This is a genomic window from Orrella marina (genome assembly GCF_003058465.1).
Lineage (GTDB): Bacteria > Pseudomonadota > Gammaproteobacteria > Burkholderiales > Burkholderiaceae_B > Algicoccus > Algicoccus marinus.
The window spans coordinates 2,756,212-2,781,954 of sequence record NZ_CP028901.1 but is presented as its reverse complement, the minus strand read 5'-3'; the positions used below and the strand labels follow the sequence as shown (position 1 = coordinate 2,781,954).

The following is a 25,743-nucleotide window of genomic DNA, read 5'->3' as shown; positions in this document are numbered from 1 at the left end:
CTGTTGCCGTATGCAGGTCAGATTACGCGACAACGACGTTTGCGCTTCGAGTCCGGTAGAAGAATTGCTAAAAAAGTGTCACAAAAAGTGATTTCCGGTGATTTCAAATCAAATGGATAAGGGTGTCGTGTCATGAAAGTTGCCATTGTTGGAAGTGGTCTGGTTGGTCAGGCATGGGCGATTGTGTATGCCCGTGGTGGGTGTCAGGTGCAGATGTGGGATGGGAGTGAGCAAGCCTTGCAAACGGGCTACGAAATCGTCAAGCGGCAGATTCGTGAGCTTCAAGCGTGCGGCCTGCTTGATAATCCCGAGGATGTGACTGGGCGACTTCAGATCTGTTCATCACTGGAAGATGTGCTTGATGGCGTCGACTACGTGCAAGAGAGTCTCCCTGAGAAGGTTGAGATCAAGCGACAGATTTTTGAACAGATGGACACCCTGGCACCGTCAGGTGTCATTCTGGCGAGCTCGACTTCCAGCATTCCTGCTTCGGCCTTTACCGACGCGCTGGCCGGGCAAAACCGGTGCCTGGTAGCGCATCCGGTCAATCCCCCATACCTGATCCCTGTGGTGGAGATCTGTCCCGCACCCTGGACTGACCCGGATGTGGTGCTGCGAACCCGGCAACTTATGGATCAGATCGGGCAGAAGCCTGTTACGGTCAACGAAGAGGTTGAAGGGTTTGTACTGAACCGGTTGCAGGGGGCATTGTTGAGAGAGGCCTTCCGGCTGGTTGAGCGGGGTGTGGTCAGTGTCGAAGATCTGGATGCGACGGTCAAGGACGGGCTCGGTTTGCGCTGGGCCTTTATGGGGCCTTTAGAGACTATTGATCTGAACGCACCAGGCGGTTTGAAGGAGTACTGCAACCGTTATGGCGGCATGTTTCAGCGCATGTCGCTTGAGCAGACGAGTACCGAGCCTTGGTCAGACAGTCTGGTAGAGCGTCTGGACCAGGAAAGGCGAGAGCTGCTGTCCGCAGATGAGCTTGAGAAACGACGGATCTGGCGTGATCAGCGCCTCATGGCTCTGATGCGGCACAAACGATCTGAAGCGCAATGAGGTTCTGGTCAACATTTGCTGGTGGTTATATCGACAGTGTTGCGGATGCGAAAGGTGATCCGCGGATCACCCGTGAGGCGGAACTTTGAGGTATAAGTGCGGTATTGACATGTGTCAATCCGGGTGTATTTGCTCACGCACGTCACGGAATGGACACTGCCGCCCTCCGTTGAGTCGCCAGCATGTCGTCCAGATACCAACAATAAGAAGGGTCGCATCATGAAAGGTGTTACCACAATTGCCGGTGCAATCGTGTTGTCCGCAGGTCTTGCGGGTTGTGATAGTGGTGGTGGGGGCAGTAGTGCTGCGGCCGACGACGATACCGCCAAACCGAATATTCTGTTTGTCATCATGGACGATGTCGGCATCGACCAGATGAAATCATTTGGTTACGGGGGCGTCACAGGTCCCTTTCTTCCGAACATGGATGCGATCGCCAAAGCCGGCGTGCGATTCCGCAATACCTGGTCCATGCCAGAGTGCTCCCCCGGACGGGCGGCTGCATTTGTAGGCCGTTACCCTTACCGGACGAACATTTATCAGGCGATTGGTCCCAATGATCTGGCCAACTCCCAGATATCCCCGTATGAGGTGACGGTCCCCAAGATGCTGGATCAGGCCGATTACGAAAGCGCGATGTTCGGCAAGTTTCACCTGGCTGGACCCGAGAATAATTCGGCCGGTATCACTACTCCACGAGAGCTTGGCTGGGATTACTTCTACGGCTGGATTGGCGGTTTGCCGGGTTCGATCGATACCACTGCCGGTGGCGTTGCGCCAGCCGGAACCTATTCCTGCGGGTTTGTGCCCGGTCGCGCCGCGGGAGGAACTGATCGCGGGGCCTGTTATCAGGCCGACGGATCTTGTAGCAGCCTGAGCAGGTCAAAGTCAGATCTGGAGGCGCCAGGACTGCAGTGTCTGGACTCTGGCGGGATTTTTGTGCCTGACCAGAGTTGTGGCGCACCCCCTTCGGGTCTGAACTTCAACGTTCAGAATGCCTACTACGTTTCTCCGCTGGTCATTCTCGATGGTGACAGTGTAGAGGACGTGCCGCTGACCGATCCACGGTCACGCGGCTATCGCACACGGATCGAGACTGATGCCGCCATCCAGTGGATCAACAGTCGTTCCGGCAATCGGCCGTGGATGGCGTCGGTTAGTTACAGTTCTGCTCACACACCCTGGCAGCAACCACCATCGAGCCTGATTCCTGGTCCACTTAATCCCGGGTTTGATGGTTTCAGTTGCACCAATACTGTAAATGGCCGGGTGATTCAGGATCGCATGACCGAGGCGATGGATACCGAGTTTGGCCGGCTCATGGTCCAGACCGGACTCGCGACACAGGACGCAGATGGTCGTTTGATCTACGATCCCCAGGCGAGCAATACCGTCATTGTGATCGTTGGAGACAATGGCACGCTGGGCACTGCGGTCAAACTGCCATTCTCGCCGAGTGAAGCGAAAGGTACTGCGTATCAGACCGGTATCTGGGACCCGTTAATCATCGCTGGTCCTATGGTGACTGAACCTGATCGTGACGTCGAGCATATGGTCAACATGGTGGATGTTTTCCAGTTCTTTGGCGAAGTCGCTGACCTGGATGCCCATGCGGTCGTACCGCAGACGCTCGATTCGGTGGGGATCATGCCATACCTGGAATCTGCCGGGCAGAGCAGTCTTCGCACCATCAATTTTTCGATGGGTGGCGTGAATTATCAGGCTAATGGCGCTCGCAATGCGCCTTGTGCGATCAGTACCTCTTGTTCCCAGATCCCGGTGTCCAAATCGGTCTGCGAAGACAATTCTGGCATCTGGTGGGGCCCTGGGTACACCGATCCTTCCGTCATCGACAATGGCGGTCAAGGCTACAGCATGTGTTATGAAGTGAACAAGGCACTCTATGACAACGGGCAGACCATGTTCAATATTCTGCCGGAAACATCAATTGCTGTTCGCAATGACACGTACAAGCTGGTTCGCAATATCACTCAGGATTATTTGCCCCAGACGGACTCGGTTCAAACCATCACGACCGAAGAGCTCTATACCGTGAATCAGGCTGTTCCAGTGCCGCTGCTTGACACGCCGGACCGCAATCTGCTTCCGGCCAAGGATGCAGCGACCCAGTCACAGTACACCAGCTTGCGTACCACTATGGACAGCATTCTGGCTTCTGAACCGTATTGTGCGGGCGATGGCAACATTGATGGCGTGGTCAACGCAAAAGATGTCGCCAACTGGAGCCAGATCGCTTCGAGCTGGGGGCTGTCGAGTGTGTATGACTTTTTTGTCAATGGTGTGCTGGATGGCAAGACCAACTCAGTTGATGGAGACATCATTCAGGCGAACCTAGGCCGGACCTGCCCTCCAAGTTATGGCACGTACTAATGCAGGCCGCTTCAGCCGGGTCGGGTTAGCAACGCTGGCAGTTGCTGTTCTCGTCCTGGCTGGATGGTGGCTCGGATCGCTGTGGTCAGGGTCATCATGGCTGGAAAGACCAGGCTGGCAGACAGGTCCCCGCGACACACCACATGAAATCGTGGTGGGTGACGGGGTGACCGGGCCAGCTGACATGGCCTGGGTCCCGGGCGGCGAGTTTCTGATGGGTAGCGACAGCCGGCTGGCGCAACCAAACGAAAAACCGGCACATCCAGTTCGGGTCGACGGATTCTGGATGGATGTCACGCACGTGACCAATCAGGACTTTGCCAGGTTTGTCGAAGAAACAGGTTATGTCACAACCGCTCAGCGTAAGCCAGACTGGGAAACGATCAGGGTCCAGTTGCCACCAGGTACGCCGCGTCCTCCTGAGGAAGTGCTTGTATCTGGTGCGATGGTGTTTACAGGCACATCCGCGCCAGCGAATCTGATGCATTACTGGCAGTGGTGGACCTATGTGCCAGGCGCTGACTGGCGTTTTCCACAAGGTCCGGACAGCACGATCGAAGGTAAAGCCGATCATCCTGTTGTTCAGGTCAGCTATGAAGATGTGCTTGCCTATGCCCACTGGGCAGGCAAACGGTTGCCGACTGAAGCCGAATGGGAATTTGCGGCCAGAGGCGGTCTTGAGCAGGCGACCTATGTCTGGGGGGATGAGCTGATGCCAGAGGGTCGTTTGCAGGCCAATTACTGGAGCGATTCGCCAACGTTTCCTGTCGTCAGCCCGAAGGCGGGTGGCGCGACCGGCACATTACCGGTTAAAACTTTTGCGCCCAATGGGTACGGTCTGTACGACATGACCGGTAACGCATGGCAATGGGTCGCTGACTGGTACCAGGCAGATTACTTCATTGAACAGGCTCGAAAGGCTAAGGGACACATTGTGGATCCGCAAGGCCCCTCGCAATCCTACGATCCCTATGAGCCTGGCGTGCCGGCAGATGCTCCAAAGCGCGTGATTCGAGGTGGGTCATTCCTGTGTAACGAGCGGTATTGCCTGTCCTATCGCCCTAGTGCGCGTCAGGGCAGTGATCCATACAGCCCGATGTCACACCTTGGCTTTCGGCTAGTCAGTGACGCCCCTGCGCCATAGAGATCAGACCTTGTCAGAATTTGTGGTTCTGTCTGTCATTGCACCAGCTGGTTGATCTCGATGATCGGCAGCATGATGGCCAGTACGATAAACAGTACCAGTGCACCCATGATCAGGGTCGCCAGGGGTTCCAGCACGGCGGCCAGTCGGGATGTGCGCTGCTGTACCTCTGAAGACAGTGTGATCGCAGCGCGTTCGAGTAGCTCGGGTAGCTGACCGGTTCGCTCACCGCTTTCGACCAGATGTACCAGGATTGGCGGGAAAGCCTTCTGCGCCTGCAATGCCGAGTAAAGGGTGCTGCCTTGCCTGACACGCTCGGTGGTGTCCCCGATGGCGGCCTGAAGCTGGGTGTTGGTCAAGGTTTTGCGGGAAGATTCGAGTGCCATGAGGAGCGGGACGCCACTTCCCACAAGAATGGCAAGCGTTGAAGCAAACCTCTCAGTGTTCACTTCCTGAATGTAGCGACCGAGAACCGGAAGGCCTAGCAGCTTGGTGTCCCAGCGCCTGCGAGCGCGCGGATCACGCAGCAGCAATCGTGTCGCGAGCATCCCTGCCAGAATGACCAGAGCCGATTGCCAACCCCAATGTTGCACATAGTGGCTCACGCCCAGAAGTACCTCTGTTGCCCATGGCAGGCGCTGCTGAGTCTGGGTAAACGCGCCCACCACCTGCGGAACGACGTGGGTTAACAGAAACAGTACCATGACTAGCGCAACCATCGTCACCAGCGCCGGGTAGATCAGCGCCGTGACGAGCTTGTTCTGAGTGGCATGACGAGAGTCCAGATAGTTCGCCAGCCGGCTCATGACTTTGGGCAGTTCGCCCGAGGACTCCCCAGCCTCGATCAGACCACGATAAATGGCAGGAAACTCTTTTGGGTGAGCTGATAGCGCATCGCTGAGACGATGCCCCGCTCGCACATCGGCGCGAATCGCCGCCAGCATGTGGGCGACAGGTTTGCGATCGGCCTGCTCGAGTGCTGCGGTCAGCGTTGCCTCGAGTGTCAGTCCTGCGTCAAGCAAGTTTGCAAACTGGCGTGTCAGCCAGCCCAGTTCGGAGGAGCGCAGACGCGCCCGGCCTGGCGACAAGGCAGATCTAGACGTCTGTCCGGGCGTGATCTTGAGCGGAATCAGACCTTTTGCGCGTAACTGCTGACGGGCATTGCGTTCGCTTTCTGCGTCAATCTGGCCTTGAGAGAGCTTCCCAGAAACCTGATCAGCCGCTTCATACTGGTAATTCGGCATGCCGTGCGCTCCTTGCGTGCATCAGGGATCCCGGGTGATGCGGATAATCTCGGCCGCGGTAGTGTCGCCCGACTCGACCCAGCGCTGTCCGTCCTGATTCAGCGTGCGCATGCCACGCTCGATGGCCTTTTGCCGGATGAACTGTTCGCTTGTCTCATCATGAATCATTTCTCGCAGTTGCTCGTCGATGACAAGCAACTCGTGGATTCCACTACGTCCCGAATATCCCGTGTTTCCACAATGGACACATCCATCAGGTGCTGGTTCGAACGATCCATCGGGTTGTGCCATCTTGCAGTGCCGGCACAGTTTTCTGAACAATCTCTGTGCAAGAACTCCTTGCAGTGTCGAGGCGAGCAGGAAGGGTTCGATCCCCATGTCGGTCAGACGTGTGATCGAAGCGACAGCATCGTTGGTATGGAGCGTGGCCAGCACCAGGTGACCTGTCAGGGCGGCCTGAACGGCAATCTGAGCGGTTTCCAGGTCGCGTATCTCGCCGATCATGATGATGTCGGGGTCCTGTCTCAGGATAGCGCGCAAGGCTCTCGCGAAGCTCAGATCGATGCGCGGATTGACTTGCGTCTGGCCAACGCCCGGCAAATCGTACTCGATCGGATCTTCAACTGTCAGGATATTGGCGGTGCCGGTGTCGAGGCGGCTCAAGGCCGCATACAGCGTGGTGCTCTTGCCGCTACCGGTCGGCCCAGTCACCAGCACGATGCCGTGGGGGCGGTGGATCAGCGTGTCGAGCTGGCTCAGGACGCTCGGTGCCATCCCCAGGTGTTCAAGCGTCAGTCTGCCCGCAGTCTTGTCGAGTAGTCTGAGCACTGCCCGCTCACCATGACCGGTCGGCAGTGTCGAGACCCGGACATCGACTGCCTTGCCTCCAATCAAAAGGGCGATTCGTCCATCCTGCGGAAGGCGCTTTTCTGCGATGTCCAGGCCAGCCATGATCTTGATGCGTGAAATCATGGCGTTGTGCAGGGCCCTTCTGGGCGCTACGATGGTACGCAAGGTGCCGTCAACCCGATATCGCACGACAGAGCGTGTTTCAAACGCTTCCAGATGGATGTCACTGGCACCATCACGAACAGCCTGTGTGATCAGTGCGTTGATCATCCTGATGACAGGCGCGTCGTCGTGGACTTCGAGCAAATCCTCAACCTCTGGCATGGCCTGCATCAGACGGTCCAGGTCGTAGTCGTTGCTGACCGAGTCAACAATTGCGGCCGCGTCGTCTGTGTCGGCATAGGTCCTGGCGATGCGAGTCTCGAACTCGGTGTCGCTCACGCTCTGGATGGGCAGTGATCCATGTACCCGGCGCATCTCGGCGAGGGCCCATTGCGGCGTGCGCGGACAGATCACAAGGCGCTGACCTTGAGAATCTGTCTCGATGAGGACACCGTTCGCACGGGCCCAGACAAACGGGAGCCTGACGGTCATCGCTTGCTCACAGATTACTGTTGACAGGCGCCTGAGGCGCTGAGGGCGCATTTCGCAGGTCCAGCAAACCGTTGCGAGGATTTTGTTGCAGCGCAGGGAGCTGGCTCATCTCGGCGTTGGGATCGAACCAGGTCGAGCGCGGTGGCAGATGTTCCTGGGCCGCACGCATGTAGTTATAGCGATCAAGGGTGATGCTGGCACCGTCGCGAGCATCGCGGATGATGTGGGGCCGCAGAAAAACCATCAGATTGGTTTTTGTGCGGCGTCGGGTGTCATAGCGAAACAGATTGCCAATACCGGGGATGTCTCCCAGCAATGGGACCGAACTGGTGTCGTCCATGATCGTGTCCTCCAGTAAGCCCCCCAGTACGATGATCTGGCCGTCGTCAATGAGTACATCCGTGTCAAGGGCTCGCTTGCGGGTGATGATGCCAGTCGACGGACTGGAAGCCGCCGTATCGATGCTGCTGACTTCCTGGTAGATTGCGAGTTTGACGGTGCCGCCTTCACTGATCTGGGGCCTGACACGAAGTGTCAGTCCGACGTCTTCCCGGGTGATGGTCTGGAATGGATTGCTGGCGCCGTCAGCCGAGGTCGTGTACTGACCTGTGACGAAGGGAACTGTTCTTCCGACCATGATGCTGGCTTCCTCGTTGTCCATGGTCATCAGGTTGGGAGTGGACAGCACGTTGACATCGCCCGTGGACTGCATGGCTCGCGCAAGCAGGCCTAGATTGAGTATCTGATTGCCCAGCACGTTGATCGATCCACTGACCACACCCAGGCTCATGCCCGCACCGAGGCTGTCGATTGTGGTGACACCCGAAGTGTTGATGCCAGTCCCCCGAAGTTGGCACCACCGATGAATCCGCTACTACTGTTTCGGGACAGATTGTCACCGCCCACCATCCACTGGATACCGAATTCGGCCAGATTCTCTGCGTTGACTTCCACGATCAGCGTCTCCACCAGAACTTGTGCACGTCGCTGATCGAGTTGGTCAATGACTTTTCTGAGGTTGCGATAGATCGGTGGCGGGGCAGAAATGATCAGGGTGTTGGTGGCAGGGTCCGCCTGAACTGTTGCACCGCCCGCGGTAAACGAATACGGATCCAGGTTGTTTCCCGAAAGAGACTGACTCGAATCGGAAGACCCGCCAGTTGGGAGACTGTCAAATATCGATCCGCCGGTCGGGCTTGCGACAACCTCTCGCGTAGCAGACGGATCACCACTACTCATGCCTGCCATCCGGTTGTTATCGAAACCACTGCTTGCCGAGGATTCATCCGCTTCGGAAGCGTGGCCGGAGAGCACCCCTCTCAGAACCTTTGCCAGTTGGGTCGCCTGCGCGTTACGCAGGTAAACCACGTTGAGATTTCCTTCGCGAGTGTCTGTGCTGTCGATGCGCCTGACCAGTTTGCGGGCAGCAGCCAGGCGGTCTGGACTACTGGCCCGAATCAGTACGGAGTTGCTTCGGGTATCCGCAAGTACCATAGTCTGGTTTCCTGAAGGGCCATCTGATCTGAGCATCTGCGAGGCCAGTGCAGCCACATCCAGTGCCAGCCCGTGACGAATCGGGATCACATCGGTGCTAAATGAGTTCGGTGTATCGATGCTTTCAATGACTGCAGCAATGCGGTCCAGATTGTCGGTGTAGTCAGTGATGATCAGCGTGTTGTTGGCAGGGTAGGCATTGATGGTGTTGTTGGGTGCGATCATGGGGCGAAGCACTGGAACAAGACTGGCTGCATTCTCATAACGTAACTGGAACACCCGGGTCGCAAGATCGCCACGTGGGGAAGAAACACCTTGTCCCTGAAAGACTGGCATACCCTGTAGCTTGGCATCAGCCTCTGGAAGGACACGATTGACTCCATCCACCTCGACTACGGCAAATCCCTGCATGCGAAGCGCAGCCAGCAGCATGTTGTATGCCTGGTCAGGTGTCACAGGCTCCTCAGAAACCAGGGTCAGCTGGCCTTTCACGCGCGGGTCAGTGACGAAGTTCTGTCCGGTAAAGCGCGCCAGCGCCTGAATGACCCCGGGCAGGTCTGCGTCAACAAAGCTGAGCATGGTGCGAGGCCCATCTTCGGATGGCGGAATTCGTCCTGGTGATGAGACTGGTTGAATCCGGGGCTGATTTGAAGAGCCGCCCGTTGATCGATTCAGATCAGAGTGTGACTCATTCTCGAACTGGATCTCAGGTTCGACGGTTCTGAACGGTCGGGCACTTTCACCACCTGCCTGGCGCTGAGTGCCGTAATGATCAGACGTCTTCACAATAAGCTGTGACGGCATGTTGCCAGGGTTGGCGCCGCGTTGCTGTGTTGAACAGCCTGCCACCAGAAAGACGGTGAGTAGCACGGATAGGATGCCAGAAGTCTGTCTGGATGGCATCAGGCCATGTCTGTATTTCAGGTGGGTCATGTCTGTTCGATTAAGTGATGTTCTGTGAGTTTGATGCAAGGCTACTGCAAGCGCAACCGGGTCTGTCCTTGGCCCGATGTGCCAGTCCCAAAAGTGGACATGAATGTTTGCAGATCATCCCGAATGGCGGCCGGTGCCGCTGGGTCCGCCTCCAGCGTCAGGTTCATAAGCAGGCGCTGCTCCGCGGAAAATGAACCAGAACCCCGCGCGACAAGAGGGCCATGGATGGTTGTGAGGATGACAGCCATGGTGCCGTCTTGCTGCGTGGATACATCAGCACGATAAGAGCCCAGTGGCGCGACGGAAGTGAGGCCGACACTGGCGTCCAGCCATTCAATCTGGGCAACCGATGTTCCGGCCAGACGTTGGCCAGGTCCGAATGACAGGGCTGGCCATTTGATCTGGATCTCACCTCCAGGGTTGGCAGACGCCAGCACCGCATTGACGGTTGTCAGCAGTGGAGCAGGTAGTTCAATCGTCTGTGCCGAGATATGCAGGCCCTGGAGTCCAAGGGTGATGATAACGGGTCCTGCGAGCCAGGGATGTGTGACAGTGACCTCTGGCAGGGGAGTCAACGAAGTTTGCCAGCGGACCGGGTCGGGCAAGGTACGCTCATAGCCTGGCTGACCTATTGCAACGAGTGTCTGGCCATGCCAGATCGTACCGCGGGTTGCGACAGGATGAAAGGGCAATCTCTGTGTGTTCTGATCAAGAACCCAGGTTGCCGGCAAAGCCGCCAGTGCACTGATGAACGCCAGTGCAAGCCAGAAACCGGCATGAATCCCAAGGCGTGTCAGGTTGCTCAAGGCTATGCTCCTCCATTAGCAAGGCTGATGATGCCCGTCACGTATCCTGGCCGGTCCCGGTGGTCCACCTCGGCGCGCTGCAATGTTGCTTGCACAATGCGTAGGTTGTACGCCCGAAGCGATTCAGTAAGCCATTGCATCAGACCATCGACTTTCGCCTGTTCAATGCGCAATTGCCACTGCTCACCGTCCGCTGACACATTTGAGCCGGCTAGCGGCTCGACAGTGACGGGCAGACCGGCTTGCGTCAGGCTGCCCTGCAGCTCCACTGTGGACGGTATCGGGATGTCGCGCGTCAGGACACGTGACCGGAGGGTTTGTGCCTGCAGTCCAAGGGCCTGGACGCGAGCCAGGTCAGTCTGCAGGCTCACAATCCTCTGATGGTCCATATGGATCGACGACAGCGCTGGCTTGATCGCCAGTAGCCAGATCGCAATCAAGAGAATAGCGAGCCCGCCCGTGGTCACAAAGATACGCTCACGCGCTGTCAGTTTTGCCCAGGTCGCCTGGCCTCGCTGTTGCATGCCTTGCAACCAGGTCAGTAGCGGATATCGGCCATCAGTGGCACGAGTCGAAGATCGGGTCGGCTGGTTCATTGTTGACGAGTCCCTGTAGCAACGGATTGTGATGCGGTGGTATTCTGGCGCGATACTTGCCAGCGATCAGGATTCGATTCGTCGTGATTAAGGATCAGTCCAAGACGGTTTGCTTCTTTGTTCAGATCAGACCTGCTGGGTGAATCTGTCATCATATTGGCACCGGACGCAAGCCCCAAGGTGAGGTGACCGTTTTCATACTCGAGTGTACGGACCCGGGATGAAACAAAAGGCAGTAATACACTGGCATCTGCTACCAGTTCGATAAACGGGTCCTGCGATGTTCCAGATGCTTTGCGTTCAAGCAGGTCAAGCTGGCGTTGCGCCTGAATGACAGGATCAAGCAAGACTGGTATCTCCGGAAAGCCCGCTCTCACCGTGGATTCGATCGCTTGCAGGATTGTTTCTGCCTCACGGTTCAATTGCATTGCGTACAAGTTCAGGCCAACGATCCATACGCCTGCTGCGACGGCGGTCCAGATCATGGTTGATCGGGTGGGGCCGGGTCTGGACAATGGCTCTTCATGCGCCAGCGTAAACGAGCAGCCAGACAGAGCTGGTAGCGCAGGTCGTATTTCTGCGCCGCCATTTCCTGTTAGCGAGTCCTCTGCCTCGAACACACCGCGCTCCTGGTCAGGAAGTGGCTGTCCGGGCATGATTCCTTTAACCTTGAGACCCAGTTCCAGTAGCAGGCGCCAGACCCGTAGCAGCGCGTCCTTGTCTGTCCAGGCGACCTGGGTGGTGCCGGTCTGTTCGTCCCGGGGGGCATACGTAATCAGCGTCGTATCGAGCCGTCCAAGGATCATTGGTTCAACACTTGCCACAACCGCCTCGCGTTGTCTTGTTCGTGGCAAGGGTGGCAGGCTGATCTCTGCAACGACCGCATCGGCAGGGTCAAGCAGCACATAAACATGGGCAGACCTTACCGTGTCAGCAAGCATATCGAGCCGGAGATGATGGGTATGCACCACCCGCTGTGACGGGTCAACCTGGACCAGCTCTACCAGGCTGGCGGCATTGACGGACTTGAGTGCGGGTAGCTGTATCCGGAAATGTTGTCTCATGCGGGTTCTGATCCACTCATTCTTCAATCCTTGATCCAGCGCACGACGGGCATGCCGTCAAGTGGGCGGTAAACAAGGGCTTGCATCTGGCGCTGTGCATCGTCCAGTGAGGCGGTGCCAAACGTCATGAACCACTGGCTGTTGACGCCTAGCAGTTGCCGTATGGTTGGATCTGCTGACAGATTCAGGCGATTCAGTAAATCGCCTGCACTGCTGAACCATTGTCCTCGTTCCCTTTGTTCGACTATCTCTCTGGCCTGACCAATTGACAGGCCTTCAATCGTGACGCTCAGTACCACAGCACTCGCCGTGTTGATGTTCAGGCTGGCATCCGGACCGATCAAGGTCGTGTGATGCCTGAGTACTGCTAGCTGACTGGCTGTCAGGCTCGACGCAGGAATGAGATCCTGAACAGCTCGAATATAAACTGTGTTGTTTGCGCCGCGACCCGTGGTATTGCTGTGCGCGTTGGTCAGCAGATGCTGTGCAATACGGGTCGCGAGCTCCGTCGGCAGTGACAGCCACGCCAGGAGTCGCTCGAATCGGGCCAGCTCGTCTTTCTGAATCGCGTTTGCGCGCACCAGTCGCATCAGGTTGAACTTGCCCTGCTCGTCCTCTATGTGCCCAGAAAACGTGGCTTTGTCTTGTCGACCTGGCAGGTCAAGTTCGAGTCCTACCAGAGGCTGCGCCCACGGACCATCATTGCGGGTGACAGCATTCTGTTTGCCGTCATTAAACAGGACTAGACGGGCCCAGTCTAGTCCGGCCCTTAACAGCCATGTAGCCTGGGCCCGGTCACGCTCGACTTCGAGTGCTTTGACATCCACAGTCTGTTGTTCCAGCAGTCCGCTTGCAGTGCTCGCCACTGCTGCGACGACAACCAGCGCACCGATGACAGCGACACCGCGTTCGAGAGCGGGGTGGCTTGCATGAAATCTGAACGTGCGTAAGCCGGGTTTCATGGCAGCATCACCACCATTCTGAAGGTCCGGGGGGCCGCGTCGTTCTCGCGAGCCTGCTCGATGCTGATCTCGAGGCCACTGGCACGCAAACCAGCAGGAATGGCAGCAGGTTCGATCCAGCCACGACCTCCAATCCATGCCTTTAGCGAAAGGCGTGTCACATCATGCAAGGCTGCCTGCCCTTGTTCTGAGGGCGTGTTACGCACGAGTGCGTTCCGGGTGATCTGCCAGCTGACTGGAATGAGTTCGCCATTGCGACTGTGTTGAAGGATGGTGAGCCGATTGTCTGACCAGGTGATACTGGCTGGCAAAGACGGGGAATCTGGCCTTCTGAGCTGACCCGACCGGTCCGGATAGGGGGACTCCAGCAGCGCATGTCTGGCCAGGTCCTCAGAGATCTGATCGAGTGTGCGCACAATGGCCGTGCTGTCATTCGAGATGTCCTGCGCTCGGGTGACAGATCGTCCGGTCGCATCAAGCGCCTGCCAGGCCAGCAGACTCACGATTGACATCAGCGTGATCGTGACCAGCATTTCGATCAGCGTGAATCCATCCGAGGGCGTGGTGTGTGCAGTCTCGGTCATGGCAGGCGAGAAAGTGTGCCGGACAGCTCCGCGAGTACAGGACCACCCCGGATGCGTGTGCGAACTGTCACGATGCGAAACAGTTCGTGTGGCGCGCTACTGACTTGCTGCTCGCTGATGAATACGTGAGGCCCTTGCCTGCACGAGGCTGTCGTGACACCGGGTGGGGGGAATGCTTGTTGCAGGGTCAGATCTGCGAGATGATTCTGCACGCAGATCAGAGCAAGGCTTCGCTGTTGCATTGCGTGTGCGCCGCGAACACCCATGTCGATCGCACGCATGGCGGCGACACAGGCAATACTGATGATCGTCAAGGCAATCAAAACTTCAATCAGCGTAAAACCAAGTGATTTTCTGCCGCCGTTCATTGCGTCAGCTCCGATCCGGTGGCAGGTACAACGGTGTACTGTCCAGCCAGCGTTCTCGAAATTATGACCGAGTGGCCGCCAGCACTTAATTCAACGGTGTCTGGGCCAGAATACCAGCTGGCGTCAAAAGTGGTCGCGCCCGGTGGGGCTACCCGAACCTGGACGCCTTGATTGCTTTCCCAGCGGCGAGCCCGCAAAGGACCGGTCGCAAACGGTGCGCGCACGGTTTGCGTTCGGGTGATCCGCTGGGCCGATTGCGAAACGGCGGCGGTTGATGTAGCAAACAGGTAGCCTGACCCATCGAAGCGCCACTCGATGGCGGTGTTCCAGGCTCTTGCATCGCTGTGAGCGAACTCAAACAGACGGGCCAGTCGTGCCGCGTCCTGCCCAAGTGTTCTGGCCGGGGTCGATGACCAGGGACCCAGTCCGGCTACGCCAGCGATAATCGCAACGATGCTCAGTACGACCAGGGTCTCGATCAGGCTGAAACCCTGAGCAGGGTGTCTGTCAGAGTGTCCAGGAACCAATGTCGGCGTCATTGCCGTCGCCTCCTGCGCGCCCATCTGCTCCATAAGAAAACACATCGACTTCACCGTGAACACCGGGATTCAGATACTGGTATGGGTTGCCCCAAGGGTCGTTTGGAAGTCGGTCCAGATAGACTCCCCGGCCTTGTGCCTGGTCGGTCAGAGCGCTCAGTCCCTGCTGGGCGACCGGATATTGCCCGTGATCGAGCCGGTACAGTTTGAGCGCCTGCATCATTGTCGCGATATCCTGTCGGGCGGCTACCATTCGTGCCTGGTCTGGACGGTTCATCACGTTTGGTACGATCAGTGCCGCCAGAACGCTCATGATGACGACCACGACCATGATCTCGATCAGCGAGAATCCACGTTGTGCGGAACAGAGGTAAGAGCTGGATTGGCGCATGGCAGGTACGAGGGGGCAAAAGAGCAGTGACAATCGGGAGATCTGTCAGGATCCTGTTGACGGGATGCGGCTAGATTGAGATGCTGGCATCTTTGCATGGCCCGCATCTGCACGAACTGTATCAGTTTGTTAGCGTCACCGCGGGGATTTAGGCAGAATTGGCGGATTTGTAGTCCAGGGTATGTCTGTTTTTAGAATTTGAAGTGCTGATAAGTGACAGTGCCGGAAACAGGTTTCCGGATGCCGCACCTTGGAGGTTGGAGTAGAACATGCAATTGCTGGGTGATTGGACAAGCTTCGGGTGGTCAGATCTTGCAGGTCTTCTGGCAAAGATGGCGGTTGCAGTCGGCCTTGGTGTCTGGGCAGTGATTCTGCTGGCCCCGACCGCTGCGTTGCCGCCCGCCACTTTCGAGCGGCATGCAAGCGAGAAGCAGGATCTGGGTGCTGTTGCTGACTGGTTTGGTGGTCAGGCCCTGCGTGTGGCGGTTTCGGCCACTGGAGTCATGGCGACTGACGATGGACGTGGCTCGGCACTGCTGTCTATCAACGGGGCCAGACCAAAGGGGTTCAGGGTGGGAGAGCGCCTCGCTCCCGGGGTCACTTTGCACAGCGTTTACGCGACCCATGTCTTGATTGACCAGGATGGTCGGATAGAGGAGGTCCAGATCCCGGAATCGCCCTCATCCCGTATCAATGGCTTTCGTCTGGTTCCGTCAAGTGCGACAAGTGATGTCAGAGAAACAGACGGCACGAGTGACACGAATGACACGACCGGGACGATGAGATGATCGTTGAGTCGATGGTGCTGGATAGCCAGTCATGCTGAATCTCTGGACAGTCTGGTCCATCCCCGCTCCCGTTGTTGTGCCCATCTTTGCTGGCGTCTGGTGCATCGGACTATTTTTTCTGATGCGTCAGGGTTACGAGCGCGTTCGGGAAATTGAACCGGAGCAGGCGCATCGAATACAGCGTGTAGACGGGTGGGCCGGCGTGGTTGCGGGACCGCTGATGGGTATGGCTGTCTGGTGGGTGTTTGGCGCAACGCCGGCAGCGGTGGCCAGCCTGATGGTATCTCTGTTCCTGTGGGTGCTTGCGGTGATTGATGCCCGCACTGGATATTTGCCGGATTTGCTGACCCTTTCACTCGTCTGGCTGGGGTTGCTGGCGAATCTGCATACAGGGTTTGCCGCGTTACAAGAGGCGGTGCTCGGCGCAGTGGCGGGCTATCTGTTTCTTTGGCTGATTGCGATGGCGTTCGTTTGGTCGACGGGTCGTCACGGGCTTGGGCGCGGCGACTGCAAGCTGCTTGCCGCGCTAGGTGCCTGGTTCGGCCTGGCCGCCTTGCCATTTATCCTCCTGCTTGCGTCAGCAACAGGGCTGTGTGTTGCTCTCGTCTGGCGGCTGACCGGAAAGCTGCAGGCGGGCCAGTCTTTCAGCTTCGGCCCTTTCCTTGCAGCGTCAGGTGTGTTCTACCTGTTCTGGGCATATTGCTGACAGAGTCAGCACAGATTCTCCTGACTCGAGGAGAATCTGCTTTCAGACCATGTCTCGCCCGCTTTTACGGGCTTTTAGCCAGTCTTTGACGAGAGAAAAAAGTAAAACGGCCAGGACTCCCGCGGAAATCACGGGCCAGATGAGAATGTAGAAAGTGATCCAGAAGCTGGACATAAACGAACTCCTTCTTTAAATCGGTTGGTTGTCAGGCGCGCGAGGCACCCGGAGCCGGGGTCGTCGGGCTTGCGGATGTTACGGAGCCGTCTGCGTTTGTTTGATTGCGAGAGGTGTCGCGCGGATTCTCGCTGACAGACTGCTTTCCCTTGAGCTCGCTGGTGGTGGACTGAAACGACGTGACCTTCTGGGCGAGCGTGTCGAAATCAAAATTCTCCTTGCTGCGCCAGCTCATGATGGTGCATATGACCGCACTGACTCCGTAGGCCGTCAGTGAACTCAGCAACACAGGATAGTCACGCAAGGCTCCGATTGCATACGGCATGGCTCCGATTGCCACGAGCACACCGACGGCGATGGCAAGGTGACGATTGAAAAACGCAAACGTCATCAGGCCAAGGACAACCCCGGCGCCAATGGATGCGCTGATCTCAAAGAACACGGCCACAATGCCGGTTAAAGGCAGGATCTCAAAGCGGGCAATGGTGAAGAGCACGACGGCTGCGATGACCGAGGTGGTGAATGCGCGATTGGTGATTTTGCCCCAGTAGAAGCTGATAATCACGGGGAAGACAATGGCACCCCATAGCGCACCGACAAATACCAGCATCACCAGAATATCCAGGCGCAAGCTTGCGAAGATCACGCCTGCCAAGGTGGCAACAACCATGGTCATGCGGCCCCACCAGAGCATGCGCTGCGGATTGACACGTCCTTTGGCAATATTTTTGCCGTAAATGTCAGTCATCATGATGGCCGACAGAGCGGACAGGTCAGAGTCGGCCGTTGACGACAGTGAGCCAATGACCAGAACGAAGAAAAGCACGATGCCGATCGGTGGCAGGTACTGGGAAGCCATCTGGGGAATGATGTTGTTCATGTTGCCATCAGCGGGCTGCAGCCCGACAAACAGCGCCAGCATGCCCAGCATGCCCAGACCGATCACGACGGCACCGTATCCGATTGTCGCGGTCAGGAAAGTGGGCTTGATCAGGTCTTCACGCACAGCAAACAACCGCTGAGCGATGGTCTGATTGCCGATGGCATAGGCCAGAACCGCCACAAAATATGGAGCGCCCTGTTCAAGAATCGCTGTCGAGGAAAAGAAGTCCTGTTGCTGCGCAGACAGGTTCGACATGTTGGCCATCAACATATCGGTGCCGCCTGCGTTGACGAAGATGATGGGGATGATGACCACAGCAGCGATGATCATGGCGATCAGCTGGACGAAGTCCGTGATGACAGATGCCCTGAAACCAGACCATAGCGTGTAGGACAGGACGCCAACCCCGGCGATGAGCACGCCCTGGATGAAAGTCAGTGGGGTCAGGACGGCAACTAGTGCTCCCGCAGCGGTGAAGTTCACCATCAGGCTGATGCAGCTACCGATCAGGTTGGAAACTGCCATGATCAACTGGCTTGATGATCCGTGTCGGGCGTGAATGACTTCTGCCAGTGTGTGGGCCTTGGGCGCCAGCGCTCGAAACCGGCGACCAAAAGGGTAGATGAAGAGAATCATCAAGGCGCCCCAGAATCCGTAGTGGATAGGACCTGACAGACCGTACTTGAACCCCGAGGTTGCGCTGGCATAGAAGGACGCAGCCCAGATCCAGGTGGCGATCATGCTGGCGGCTGCCAGACCAAACCCGACAGCATTGTTTGACACCATGTAGCTGTCCACGTTCTCCCGCTTCTTGCCAATCAGCAATGAGAGAAGGAAGGTGAGTCCGTAGAAACCCACCAGAAGAACGATCGCGTGAGTGATCGATAATTGGTAAAAGACAGGTTCTTGCATGCAGAGTTTCCCTTGTTTGTTGTTATGGACGACGAACGACGGCGACCTGGTGTCGAGGAGGACACAAGGTTGCACATATCGCCGCGAGGCTTGCCTGCGGAACGAATGTGTTTGCGGTCCGTCGATGGACGAACCCTGGCATTGTCCGAAAGCGAACTGGCTGGCTGCTGTTGCTTGCCGGCCGGCGTGGTGCGCAAACATTGGTTCGAATTGCGCAAAGGTCTGGCTCTAGGTCCAGGCTACTGTCCAGGCAGATTCGGTAAAACGGCACCGGGTGGAAAGACTGCCGGTGCGGCGCGCTGGAATTTTCTAAAAGACCGGAACGAGTAGTTAATTACGTGTCAATTTCGCGTAATTTCGGTCTTTCTGACTGACTAAGGGGCGTATTCTATCTGGGAGTCAACCATATGTCCAATCGCAGTGGACAGGTTCCTTGTGCTAAGGCGGCTTGATTCTTGTCAATTTCAATGGGTGCTGATCGCAGCATCGAGCATGTTTCGAGGGCTGATGGTAAGGTTCATGTTGAGTTTCTGGACCGGAGCCAGAACGAACTGAATCAACTTTCAAGGAATCGCCGCATGCAGATTCTGGACATGCTCGTACAGACCGGTGGACTGCAATCCATCGCCAAAGAACTCGGTATCACTGAGGCTCAGGCTGCCAGTGGCGCTCAGGCACTCGCACCAGCCATTCTGGGTGGTATGCAGAAGCAGGAGCAGACCCGCCATCCTTTGAACTTTTCTGGGTTGGGTGGGCTTCTGGAGCAAGTGCTCAAGCCACAGGCAACCGATCTGAGTGAGGGCAATGATGTGCTTGGACAGATCTTCGGCTCCAAAGACATCAGCCGGGCAGTGACACAGAATGCAGCTTCGCAGACCGGCCTGGATCAGTCTGTGCTCAAAAAAATGTTGCCCATGCTGGCGATGTTGATTGCCGGTTATGTTTCGAAGCAATCCACAGGGCAGTCGTCCGATGCTGGATCAGGGCTGGGCAGTATGCTGGGTGGCCTGCTTTCAGGCGGGCTCGGGAGCCTGGGTCAATCAGGAGAGTCCGCAGGGTCTTCCTCGAAACAATCATCGACCCAGGGGATTGCGGCGATGTTCGACATGAATCGTGACGGTAATGCGCTGGATGATATTCTGAGAATGGTTGGAAAGTCGCTACGCTCATAGCATCGTGTTCGATGGAGTCTGTCTTGAAGCGCCGGTTGAACGTCGCAGGCTGCTGATGTTGCCAACACCCCGTCTTTGAAACGATCAAATACGGGGTGTTGTTACCTTCAGGAGACCCGCTATTCCCAGGGTCTTGTGTCTGACTTGTGCTCTGGTCGAATGTAAAGCCATCCGGCCCAGACAAGACACCCGATGATCGCAATCAACAGCAGGGCGTGGCTCGGATACGGATTAATCCGGTCATTCCGAAGATTGACTTCATCGCAGTACACACCTGGCCCTTGTGGGCCCATGGTGAAGTGATCACGTCCGCTGGGCCCGAACAGGATCAACTGGGTGGCGATGGTTGAAACGGTTCTGTCGACGCCAGCGTAGACACCCGGATCGATCTGCGCCTCGCGCAAGACAGGCAGCGCCAGTCTGGCGTCGCTGTTCCACCAGGCATCTGCGTCAACGAGCGTGATTTGCTCCTGAGATAGTGCACTCTGAAAGTCCGGTCTGCCTGGCGTTGCGAATAGCAGGGCGACCTCGGCGAGATTGTCCTGCAAGGCTTGAGACGCTGTCAGCGCATCGCTGTCGGCCAATGAAAGTACAGTTTTCTCCTGTTGGCTGGTGTTGGCCAGGACTGTTGCAAGTGTATGCGATGCAGATCCTTGCGGACCTGTTGCAATCGTGGTGGCCTTGACAGGAGAAACGGGGTGCCCAGCAAGAGAGAGTGCATGCAGAAATGTTGAGCCAATGCCTGCCAGTGCTTCAACTCGCAGGTTGGGAGTTGTGCCGTCAGGTCCCGCAATGAACGCCGCCACGGCGGGAGCGATGGCAAGCCTTGACTGTGCGGAAATGACTGCCTCGATCGGAACGCGTCCCGGTGAAAGGTCAACGTCGCGTCCTCGCACGGCATGTCGGACCGCTCGCAAGGTTGCAGTTGCCTCATCTGTTCCAATTGCCTGTGGGTCTAGTGCAATATTGAGAACGGGGACACGTTCCCGCGGGGGGGTTTAACCAGGCCTAATTCGCACAAAGACCTTTGTGCAACCTGAGTGGACAGGACCTCCATCCAGACTCACGGCAGCGTTGAGTTCACGCATTCTGGTGTGATTGATCTTCCCTGCAAGCAGATTGATGACGGACTCGATCTCAGGTGTGCGAGTGAGCGCATTTTTGGAGGTCAGTGGCGCAGCCTGGTACGTTGGGAAAAACCGGGTTGAGTCTGCCAGTTCGTACAGTTCATAGTCGACGATCTCGGGGTCATTCACCGCACATCGCCTCAGGCCTGCTAGAAAAAGAACCTAAGTTGTTTGTTAAATGCTAATCTTTATCACTCGTCTCTTTAGGCCGCGCCTAAGTCTCTCATCGCACTGTAGTAAGTGGCCTTGCCAGGAAAGAGGCGAGTCGTCGCGATGGTCAGTAAATGTTCGTATCAGTTTCCAGCGTAAAGATCACCTTCATTATCCTTGGAGAAGTACATGCAACATTCACGTGATTGCTGCTCGCCCGCATCCCCGAAAAATCAATCCCGACGTAACTGGCTCAAGACCAGTGCCGGTGCCGGCCTTGCCGCAGCGACAGCCGGTCTCTCGGTTGTACCCGCCACATCTTTCGCTGCCTCACTGACGGAAGAGCAGCGCAATGCCATGACCCCTGACCAGGTCATCGAAATGCTGCGAGAAGGCAATGCGCGTTTTCGGAGTGGGAAGATGCAGTCGCACGACTTTCTTGCGCAGAAGAGAGCGACAGCATCGGGCCAGTACCCGGCTGCAGTGGTGCTCAGTTGCATCGATTCACGCGCACCGGCCGAAATCATTTTTGACACAGGAATCGGAGATGCGTTCGGTGCACGCATCGCAGGCAATATTTCCACGCCCGACCTGATTGGCAGTATGGAGTTCGCCTGCGCTGTAGCGGGTGCAAAGCTTGTTCTGGTGGTGGGCCATACCGCGTGTGGGGCGATTGCCGGGGCAATCAGCGGTGTGCAACTAGGTAACCTGACTGGTTTACTTCAGCAGATTGAACCCGCAGTCGCGACAACGGTCTATGACGGTGAGCGTACGGGCAGTAATCCTGCATTTGTCGATGCCGTCGCGCAGGAGAACGTACTGCGTACCGTAGAGGCCATTCGCAAGAATAGTTCTATACTGGCTGAGCTGGAGAAAGAGGGCAGAATCAAGATAGTCGGTTCCATGTACGACTTGTCCAATGGCGAAGTGACATTTCTGAGTTAGTCCTTTTCTGGTCTCAGGCGTCTAACTAGCCAGGAATGTCAAGCCTGGCTCAGGAGTTGGCCCGTCAGTTTGGCAACGGTCAACCCTTTTAATTCGACATCGCCGTCGGTCCCGTGTGCCGGCGGCGATGTCGAATCCTCTTGCCAAACTGAGTCAGGGCGATGATCGTCCGAACCACGAGCGCGACATCAGCGCTATCTCCACAGCCACGACAGTGACGCAGCATGCGCAATGATGAAGTCGGTCAGCTCCCATGAGGGTACCTCCTGCCAGACTCTGCAGTTGCCAGACTAGCGCGGTGCCAAACGCCTGCAAGGTGAAGAATCAGTGAGTACCACTGGGTGCTTCTGCCCCGGAAAAAGAGCAAGGGTTCATTTGTTTATTTGCAGCTTTGTCCGCTTCGCCGGTCTGGGATAACGCCAGTCCTGTCTTAAAAAAGCGGGTTGACCGCCAATCCGGAAATTAACCAGTTTCGGGGATGTTGCAAATCCTCTCAGACGCGTACAGTACCACCCGATATGAATGCATCACCTGGTGCCTTGTCATACCGAATGTGTTCGGCACTGTACGTACGCAAACGGTTCTGCAGGGAGTCCATTACCTGGTATTTGCCTTGAGGAAGTGCATGGTGGACTGCTCAGTCTGGAAGCTGAATGAAACTTGAAGCGCTGTTACGGTGGGTCCTGTTTCCGGGTGTCTTCGCAGCACTCATGTTGCACGCCTATACCTGTTTTTTCATACCGGAGGGCGCCACGGATGGATTCCTCGCCGGTTTGTTTGCGTTGTCGGTTCTTCCCTATCTTGCCTGCGTCGCCATTGGCGTAAGAACTACGCGCGGACTACTAATGGCCGCCTGCGCGATTGCGCCAATGCTTCTCTTTGATTCCCTCGCATTTCACGAGGCAATCATTGCTCCGACTTCGTCGACGTCATCCCTGGTGCTTCTGGTTGTTCCGGTTCTTAATCTCGGTGTCCTGCTAATGGGTTTTCTCGTCGGCTGGATCGTATTTGCTTTGTGTCGCAGGAGCGAGACAAAAGGGACCTTGTGAGAGGGGTCAAATCGATATTGACCGGAGTGCAGTTGTGGGTCATTGCCTCAGCTGGATATGATCGGGAATCCTGTCTGAACGGTCGATCCAGCGCGTGCTCTTTTGTTACCATGGCTCGGTTTTCCACAGCTTACACATTTGCCTCGGCAACGTGGTAAGTTCAAGTGCGTGACCCGAGAACCCCCCGCGACAATCGTCCAGGCGGTTTAGTGCCGGGAGCGTTCATCAGGGCAAGGTTCCAGATCCATGACACGTATCGATCACCTGCAAATCGGATTCATCGGCGCAGGCCGCCTGGCTAAGGCCCTGGCCCGCCTCTGTTCGATTCGCGGACTGAGTGTCAGCGCCATCGGTAGCCGGAGTGCCGTTCATGCAAAAGAGCTCGCTGCGTTGCTCAGTGGGTGTGTCAGCATGTCAGCTCAACACGTGGCTGACACCTGTGACCTGATTTTTATAACAACACCTGACCATGCCATTAAAGCGACTGCGGACAGCATTACATGGCGGCCCGGAACTTTCGTTGTGCACTGTAGCGGAGCCACTGAAGTCGAGGCGCTGCACAAAGCGGCAACAGACGGTGCATTCATCGGTGGCTTTCACCCTTTGCAGAGTTTTGCGGATCCGGACGCGGCGATACAATCATTGTCCGGCTGCACGATTACCGTTGAGGCTAGGGAAAGCAGACTGAACGAAACGCTAGTGACGATCGCAGAGCTCCTGGACTGCAAGGTCAATCGGCTACCCCGGGGGCTCGCCCTCTTTATCATGCTGCCGCTGGATATGCTTCGCAGTTTGTGAACGTATTGTTGCGCGATGCCGCTCTCATCTGGTCATCGTGGGGTGGCACGAGCAATGAGGCAATTCATGCGCTGATGCCCCTGGTGCGCGGAACACTGGCGTCAATTGAGCAACTGGGCCCGGTTGCCAGCATGCCTGGCCCGGTTTCGCGAGGTGATGTGGACTCTGTTGCAAAACATATCAAGGCATTGGCCGACAATGATCCTTCCATGTTGTCTTTGTACAGTGCGTTGTGCAGTGAAACTGTTTCAATGGCACAGGAAAGTGGGCGTATCAACATAGAGCAAGCAGCAGAACTCAGGGCGTTACTTTCGATTGCCGGCACTCGCTCAGTACCGAAGTCCGATAAGACCGTTTAATAACCAAACCGAAAGATGCGAGTCACGTCTGGAGATCGCTTGATAGCCCGTGTCAGGTCAAATCAATGTCAGTCCAGTGCTTCAGGACAGGTCCGCGCGAGCGGAATTCGAGCGATCCTGTCGGAGTGCCACTGTTTCTGGTCGTAACGTGTTTCGGAGTCTGGAAAGGTGTATCGCTGACTTGTCTTGCCAGCAGTCCCTGGCATCGACCGTATTGCGCGATGGATCTATACCGTAGTGGATTTACGCAGTGGCTTATAGCTGCTGCTCTAGCCATGCCTGAACACCGGCGCCAGCCCATCGCCCCTGGGCCAGGCAGGCAGTCAGTAAGTACCCTCCGGTGGGTGCCTCCCAATCCAGCATCTCGCCGGCTAGAAAGACACCAGGCAGCGACTTGAGCATCAGGCGCTCATCCAGTTCGTCCAGGTGTACTCCACCTGCCGTGCTGATGGCCTCGGCCAAAGGACGTGGCGCAGTCACGGTGATCGGTAGCGCTTTGATCTGCTGGGCCAGTCGGGTAAGGTCGTCGCCGGCGGCTTTGCCCAAAGTCTCCCAGAGCAAGGCTGTACGGATGCCTGACAGATTGAGTCTGGTTTTGAGATGACTGGACAGAGATCGTTTGCCACGTGGGTGACGCAAGGCGGCCAGTATTTGTTGCTCAGTTCGGTCAGGAGCCAGATCGAGCGTGAAAGTGGCACTGCCTTCTGTCTTGATCATTTCACGCAGGCTGCGCGAATAATGATAGATCAGGTTGCCTTCCACGCCGTACTGGCTGATGATGAGTTCGCCACGACGCTGGCTGGTGTTGCCTTGCTGATCCGTCAAGCGCATTGTGACCGGCTTGAGTTGTGCGCCCGCATGTCGCTCGCGCAGGTGCTCGCTCCAGGCGACTTCAAATCCGCAATTGGCGCTTTGCAGAGGTGTCACCTGGATTGACTTTTCGCGTAGCCACGGCACCCAGGCCGCATCGGATCCCAGTTGTGGCCAGCTGCCACCACCGAGGGCGAGGAGGACTGCACGCGGACGTGCCTTGATTGATCCATTCGGGGTGTCGAATCGCACGCTCCCGTCTGCGTTCCAACCCTGCCAGCGATGGCGTAGTCTGAACTGTACGCCTAGTCCACGCAGTCGTTGAATCCAGAGCCGTAGCAACGGCGCGGCTTTCATGCCTTCAGGGAATACTTTGCCCGAGGATCCCGCGAAGGTCGAGACGCCCAGCGATTCCAGCCAGGCTCGTAACGTCAGTGGTGGAAAGTGATCCAGAATGATTTGCAAGCGAGCCTGTTCTGGGCCATAGCGGGTGCAGAACAAGGCGTAGTCTTCACTGTGGGTGATGTTGAGTCCACCAATGCCGGCTCTGAGAAACTTGCGTGCCAACGAAGGTTTGGCTTCGTAAACGATGACAGAATGGCCGTTTTGCGCCAGTATCTCTGCTGCCATCAGACCTGCGGGTCCACCGCCAATAATGGCAACTGACTGATAGGCGTATTCGGGCATAAAATGATTGGATATTCTGAGAGAAGTGCGCCAAAACAGAGACCAAAACGAAAAGTCATTCTACTGTATGTGCTGGTGGCGTCGAATGCTGACGAGATGAATTTATGGTGATATTCAGAGCCGGATCCCTTCATGCTAGGGAATGGCTAAAAATCGTGCTGGACG

General features: G+C 56.7%; 27 protein-coding genes. 10 read left to right on the top strand and 17 right to left on the bottom strand.

Annotated features, from left to right (window positions below; all coding sequences use genetic code 11):
- Window positions 1-132: 132 nt before the first annotated feature.
- The 3 genes from DBV39_RS12625 to DBV39_RS12615 all read left to right on the top strand — a co-directional run bounded on the left by DBV39_RS12625 (window position 133) and on the right by DBV39_RS12615 (window position 4,594).
- The gene (locus DBV39_RS12625; protein WP_108621825.1) at window positions 133-1,059 is read left to right on the top strand and encodes a 3-hydroxyacyl-CoA dehydrogenase; all 927 of its coding nucleotides are present in this window, start codon (window positions 133-135) and stop codon (window positions 1,057-1,059) included.
- 219 nt (window positions 1,060-1,278) lie between these two features.
- Window positions 1,279-3,450 (top strand): sulfatase-like hydrolase/transferase, encoded by a 2,172-nt coding sequence (locus tag DBV39_RS12620; RefSeq protein ID WP_108623261.1) that lies wholly within the window; start codon window positions 1,279-1,281, stop codon window positions 3,448-3,450.
- On the top strand, window positions 3,437-4,594 hold the full coding sequence (locus tag DBV39_RS12615) for a formylglycine-generating enzyme family protein (RefSeq protein WP_108621824.1): 1,158 nt from the start codon (window positions 3,437-3,439) through the stop codon (window positions 4,592-4,594). Before DBV39_RS12620 ends, DBV39_RS12615 begins: the two co-directional genes overlap by 14 nt.
- Window positions 4,595-4,629: 35 nt before the next feature.
- On the opposite strand, the gene gspF is transcribed toward DBV39_RS12615, so the two are convergent.
- Genes gspF through gspG form a run of 12 tightly spaced genes read right to left on the bottom strand, consistent with a single transcriptional unit; the run spans window position 4,630 to window position 15,018 of the window.
- Window positions 4,630-5,838: a type II secretion system inner membrane protein GspF gene (gspF, locus tag DBV39_RS12610; RefSeq protein ID WP_108621823.1), complete on the bottom strand. Its 1,209-nt coding sequence runs from the start codon at window positions 5,836-5,838 to the stop codon at window positions 4,630-4,632.
- Between the two features lie 21 nt (window positions 5,839-5,859).
- Window positions 5,860-7,281 (bottom strand): type II secretion system ATPase GspE, encoded by a 1,422-nt coding sequence (gene gspE / locus DBV39_RS12605; RefSeq protein WP_108621822.1) that lies wholly within the window; start codon window positions 7,279-7,281, stop codon window positions 5,860-5,862.
- Between the two features lie 7 nt (window positions 7,282-7,288).
- Window positions 7,289-8,071, bottom strand: coding sequence for a type II secretion system protein D (locus DBV39_RS20470; protein ID WP_322348718.1), 783 nt, complete (start codon window positions 8,069-8,071; stop codon window positions 7,289-7,291).
- Complete coding sequence (gene gspD / locus DBV39_RS20465; protein WP_322348717.1) at window positions 8,068-9,708, bottom strand: type II secretion system secretin GspD; 1,641 nt, start codon at window positions 9,706-9,708, stop codon at window positions 8,068-8,070. The genes DBV39_RS20470 and gspD overlap by 4 nt, the downstream gene beginning before the upstream one ends.
- Before the next feature lie 41 nt (window positions 9,709-9,749).
- Window positions 9,750-10,514, bottom strand: a complete 765-nt coding sequence (gene gspN, locus DBV39_RS12595) for a type II secretion system protein N (RefSeq protein ID WP_159078936.1) — start codon at window positions 10,512-10,514, stop codon at window positions 9,750-9,752.
- Window positions 10,515-10,516: 2 nt separating this feature from the next.
- On the bottom strand, window positions 10,517-11,110 hold the full coding sequence (gspM, locus tag DBV39_RS12590; RefSeq protein WP_108621820.1) for a type II secretion system protein GspM: 594 nt from the start codon (window positions 11,108-11,110) through the stop codon (window positions 10,517-10,519).
- Complete coding sequence (locus DBV39_RS12585) at window positions 11,107-12,174, bottom strand: GspL/Epsl periplasmic domain-containing protein (RefSeq protein ID WP_159078935.1); 1,068 nt, start codon at window positions 12,172-12,174, stop codon at window positions 11,107-11,109. The genes gspM and DBV39_RS12585 overlap by 4 nt, the downstream gene beginning before the upstream one ends.
- Before the next feature lie 23 nt (window positions 12,175-12,197).
- A complete protein-coding gene (gene gspK / locus DBV39_RS12580; RefSeq protein ID WP_159078934.1) occupies window positions 12,198-13,136 on the bottom strand; it encodes a type II secretion system minor pseudopilin GspK in 939 nt (312 codons plus the stop codon).
- Window positions 13,133-13,720 (bottom strand): PulJ/GspJ family protein, encoded by a 588-nt coding sequence (locus tag DBV39_RS12575; RefSeq protein ID WP_108621817.1) that lies wholly within the window; start codon window positions 13,718-13,720, stop codon window positions 13,133-13,135. The genes gspK and DBV39_RS12575 overlap by 4 nt, the downstream gene beginning before the upstream one ends.
- Complete coding sequence (gene gspI / locus DBV39_RS12570; RefSeq protein ID WP_108621816.1) at window positions 13,717-14,088, bottom strand: type II secretion system minor pseudopilin GspI; 372 nt, start codon at window positions 14,086-14,088, stop codon at window positions 13,717-13,719. Before gspI ends, DBV39_RS12575 begins: the two co-directional genes overlap by 4 nt.
- Complete coding sequence (locus DBV39_RS12565; protein ID WP_159078933.1) at window positions 14,085-14,627, bottom strand: prepilin-type N-terminal cleavage/methylation domain-containing protein; 543 nt, start codon at window positions 14,625-14,627, stop codon at window positions 14,085-14,087. The genes gspI and DBV39_RS12565 overlap by 4 nt, the downstream gene beginning before the upstream one ends.
- Window positions 14,596-15,018, bottom strand: a complete 423-nt coding sequence (gene gspG, locus DBV39_RS12560) for a type II secretion system major pseudopilin GspG (RefSeq protein WP_108623260.1) — start codon at window positions 15,016-15,018, stop codon at window positions 14,596-14,598. The genes DBV39_RS12565 and gspG overlap by 32 nt, the downstream gene beginning before the upstream one ends.
- A gap of 269 nt (window positions 15,019-15,287) precedes the next feature.
- Between gspG and DBV39_RS12555 the strand changes: the two genes are divergently transcribed.
- Window positions 15,288-15,806, top strand: coding sequence for a type II secretion system protein N (locus DBV39_RS12555; RefSeq protein ID WP_108621814.1), 519 nt, complete (start codon window positions 15,288-15,290; stop codon window positions 15,804-15,806).
- Between the two features lie 31 nt (window positions 15,807-15,837).
- On the top strand, window positions 15,838-16,512 hold the full coding sequence (locus DBV39_RS12550) for a prepilin peptidase (RefSeq protein ID WP_108621813.1): 675 nt from the start codon (window positions 15,838-15,840) through the stop codon (window positions 16,510-16,512).
- 42 nt (window positions 16,513-16,554) lie between these two features.
- Here the strand turns inward: DBV39_RS12550 and DBV39_RS20020 are convergent, their stop codons facing one another.
- Both DBV39_RS20020 and DBV39_RS12545 read right to left on the bottom strand, forming a co-directional pair.
- Complete coding sequence (locus DBV39_RS20020) at window positions 16,555-16,686, bottom strand: putative transporter small subunit (RefSeq protein WP_227870618.1); 132 nt, start codon at window positions 16,684-16,686, stop codon at window positions 16,555-16,557.
- 31 nt (window positions 16,687-16,717) lie between these two features.
- Window positions 16,718-18,481, bottom strand: coding sequence for a sodium:solute symporter family protein (locus DBV39_RS12545; RefSeq protein WP_108621812.1), 1,764 nt, complete (start codon window positions 18,479-18,481; stop codon window positions 16,718-16,720).
- Window positions 18,482-18,936: 455 nt separating this feature from the next.
- Between DBV39_RS12545 and DBV39_RS12535 the strand changes: the two genes are divergently transcribed.
- Window positions 18,937-19,653, top strand: coding sequence for a DUF937 domain-containing protein (locus tag DBV39_RS12535; RefSeq protein WP_227870617.1), 717 nt, complete (start codon window positions 18,937-18,939; stop codon window positions 19,651-19,653).
- 119 nt (window positions 19,654-19,772) lie between these two features.
- Here DBV39_RS12535 and DBV39_RS12530 read toward each other — a convergent pair whose 3' ends face one another.
- Both DBV39_RS12530 and DBV39_RS12525 read right to left on the bottom strand, forming a co-directional pair.
- A complete protein-coding gene (locus DBV39_RS12530; protein ID WP_159078932.1) occupies window positions 19,773-20,570 on the bottom strand; it encodes a TAXI family TRAP transporter solute-binding subunit in 798 nt (265 codons plus the stop codon).
- A gap of 81 nt (window positions 20,571-20,651) precedes the next feature.
- Window positions 20,652-20,909: a glycine betaine ABC transporter substrate-binding protein gene (locus DBV39_RS12525; protein ID WP_159078931.1), complete on the bottom strand. Its 258-nt coding sequence runs from the start codon at window positions 20,907-20,909 to the stop codon at window positions 20,652-20,654.
- A gap of 210 nt (window positions 20,910-21,119) precedes the next feature.
- On the opposite strand from DBV39_RS12525, the gene DBV39_RS12520 reads away from it, so the two are divergent.
- The 4 genes from DBV39_RS12520 to DBV39_RS12505 all read left to right on the top strand — a co-directional run bounded on the left by DBV39_RS12520 (window position 21,120) and on the right by DBV39_RS12505 (window position 24,081).
- Window positions 21,120-21,875: a carbonic anhydrase family protein gene (locus tag DBV39_RS12520; protein WP_108621808.1), complete on the top strand. Its 756-nt coding sequence runs from the start codon at window positions 21,120-21,122 to the stop codon at window positions 21,873-21,875.
- 653 nt (window positions 21,876-22,528) lie between these two features.
- Entirely contained in the window at window positions 22,529-22,924 is a 396-nt protein-coding gene (locus DBV39_RS12515) for a hypothetical protein (protein WP_108621807.1), read from the top strand.
- A 246-nt stretch (window positions 22,925-23,170) separates the two neighbouring features.
- Window positions 23,171-23,722, top strand: coding sequence for an NAD(P)-binding domain-containing protein (locus DBV39_RS12510; protein ID WP_108621806.1), 552 nt, complete (start codon window positions 23,171-23,173; stop codon window positions 23,720-23,722).
- Window positions 23,719-24,081: a DUF2520 domain-containing protein gene (locus DBV39_RS12505; RefSeq protein ID WP_265416002.1), complete on the top strand. Its 363-nt coding sequence runs from the start codon at window positions 23,719-23,721 to the stop codon at window positions 24,079-24,081. The genes DBV39_RS12510 and DBV39_RS12505 overlap by 4 nt, the downstream gene beginning before the upstream one ends.
- 255 nt (window positions 24,082-24,336) lie before the next feature.
- Here the strand turns inward: DBV39_RS12505 and DBV39_RS12500 are convergent, their stop codons facing one another.
- Window positions 24,337-25,578 carry a TIGR03862 family flavoprotein gene (locus DBV39_RS12500; protein WP_108621804.1) on the bottom strand — a complete coding sequence of 414 codons (1,242 nt, stop codon included), beginning with the start codon at window positions 25,576-25,578 and terminating at the stop codon, window positions 24,337-24,339.
- Window positions 25,579-25,743: the final 165 nt, after the last annotated feature.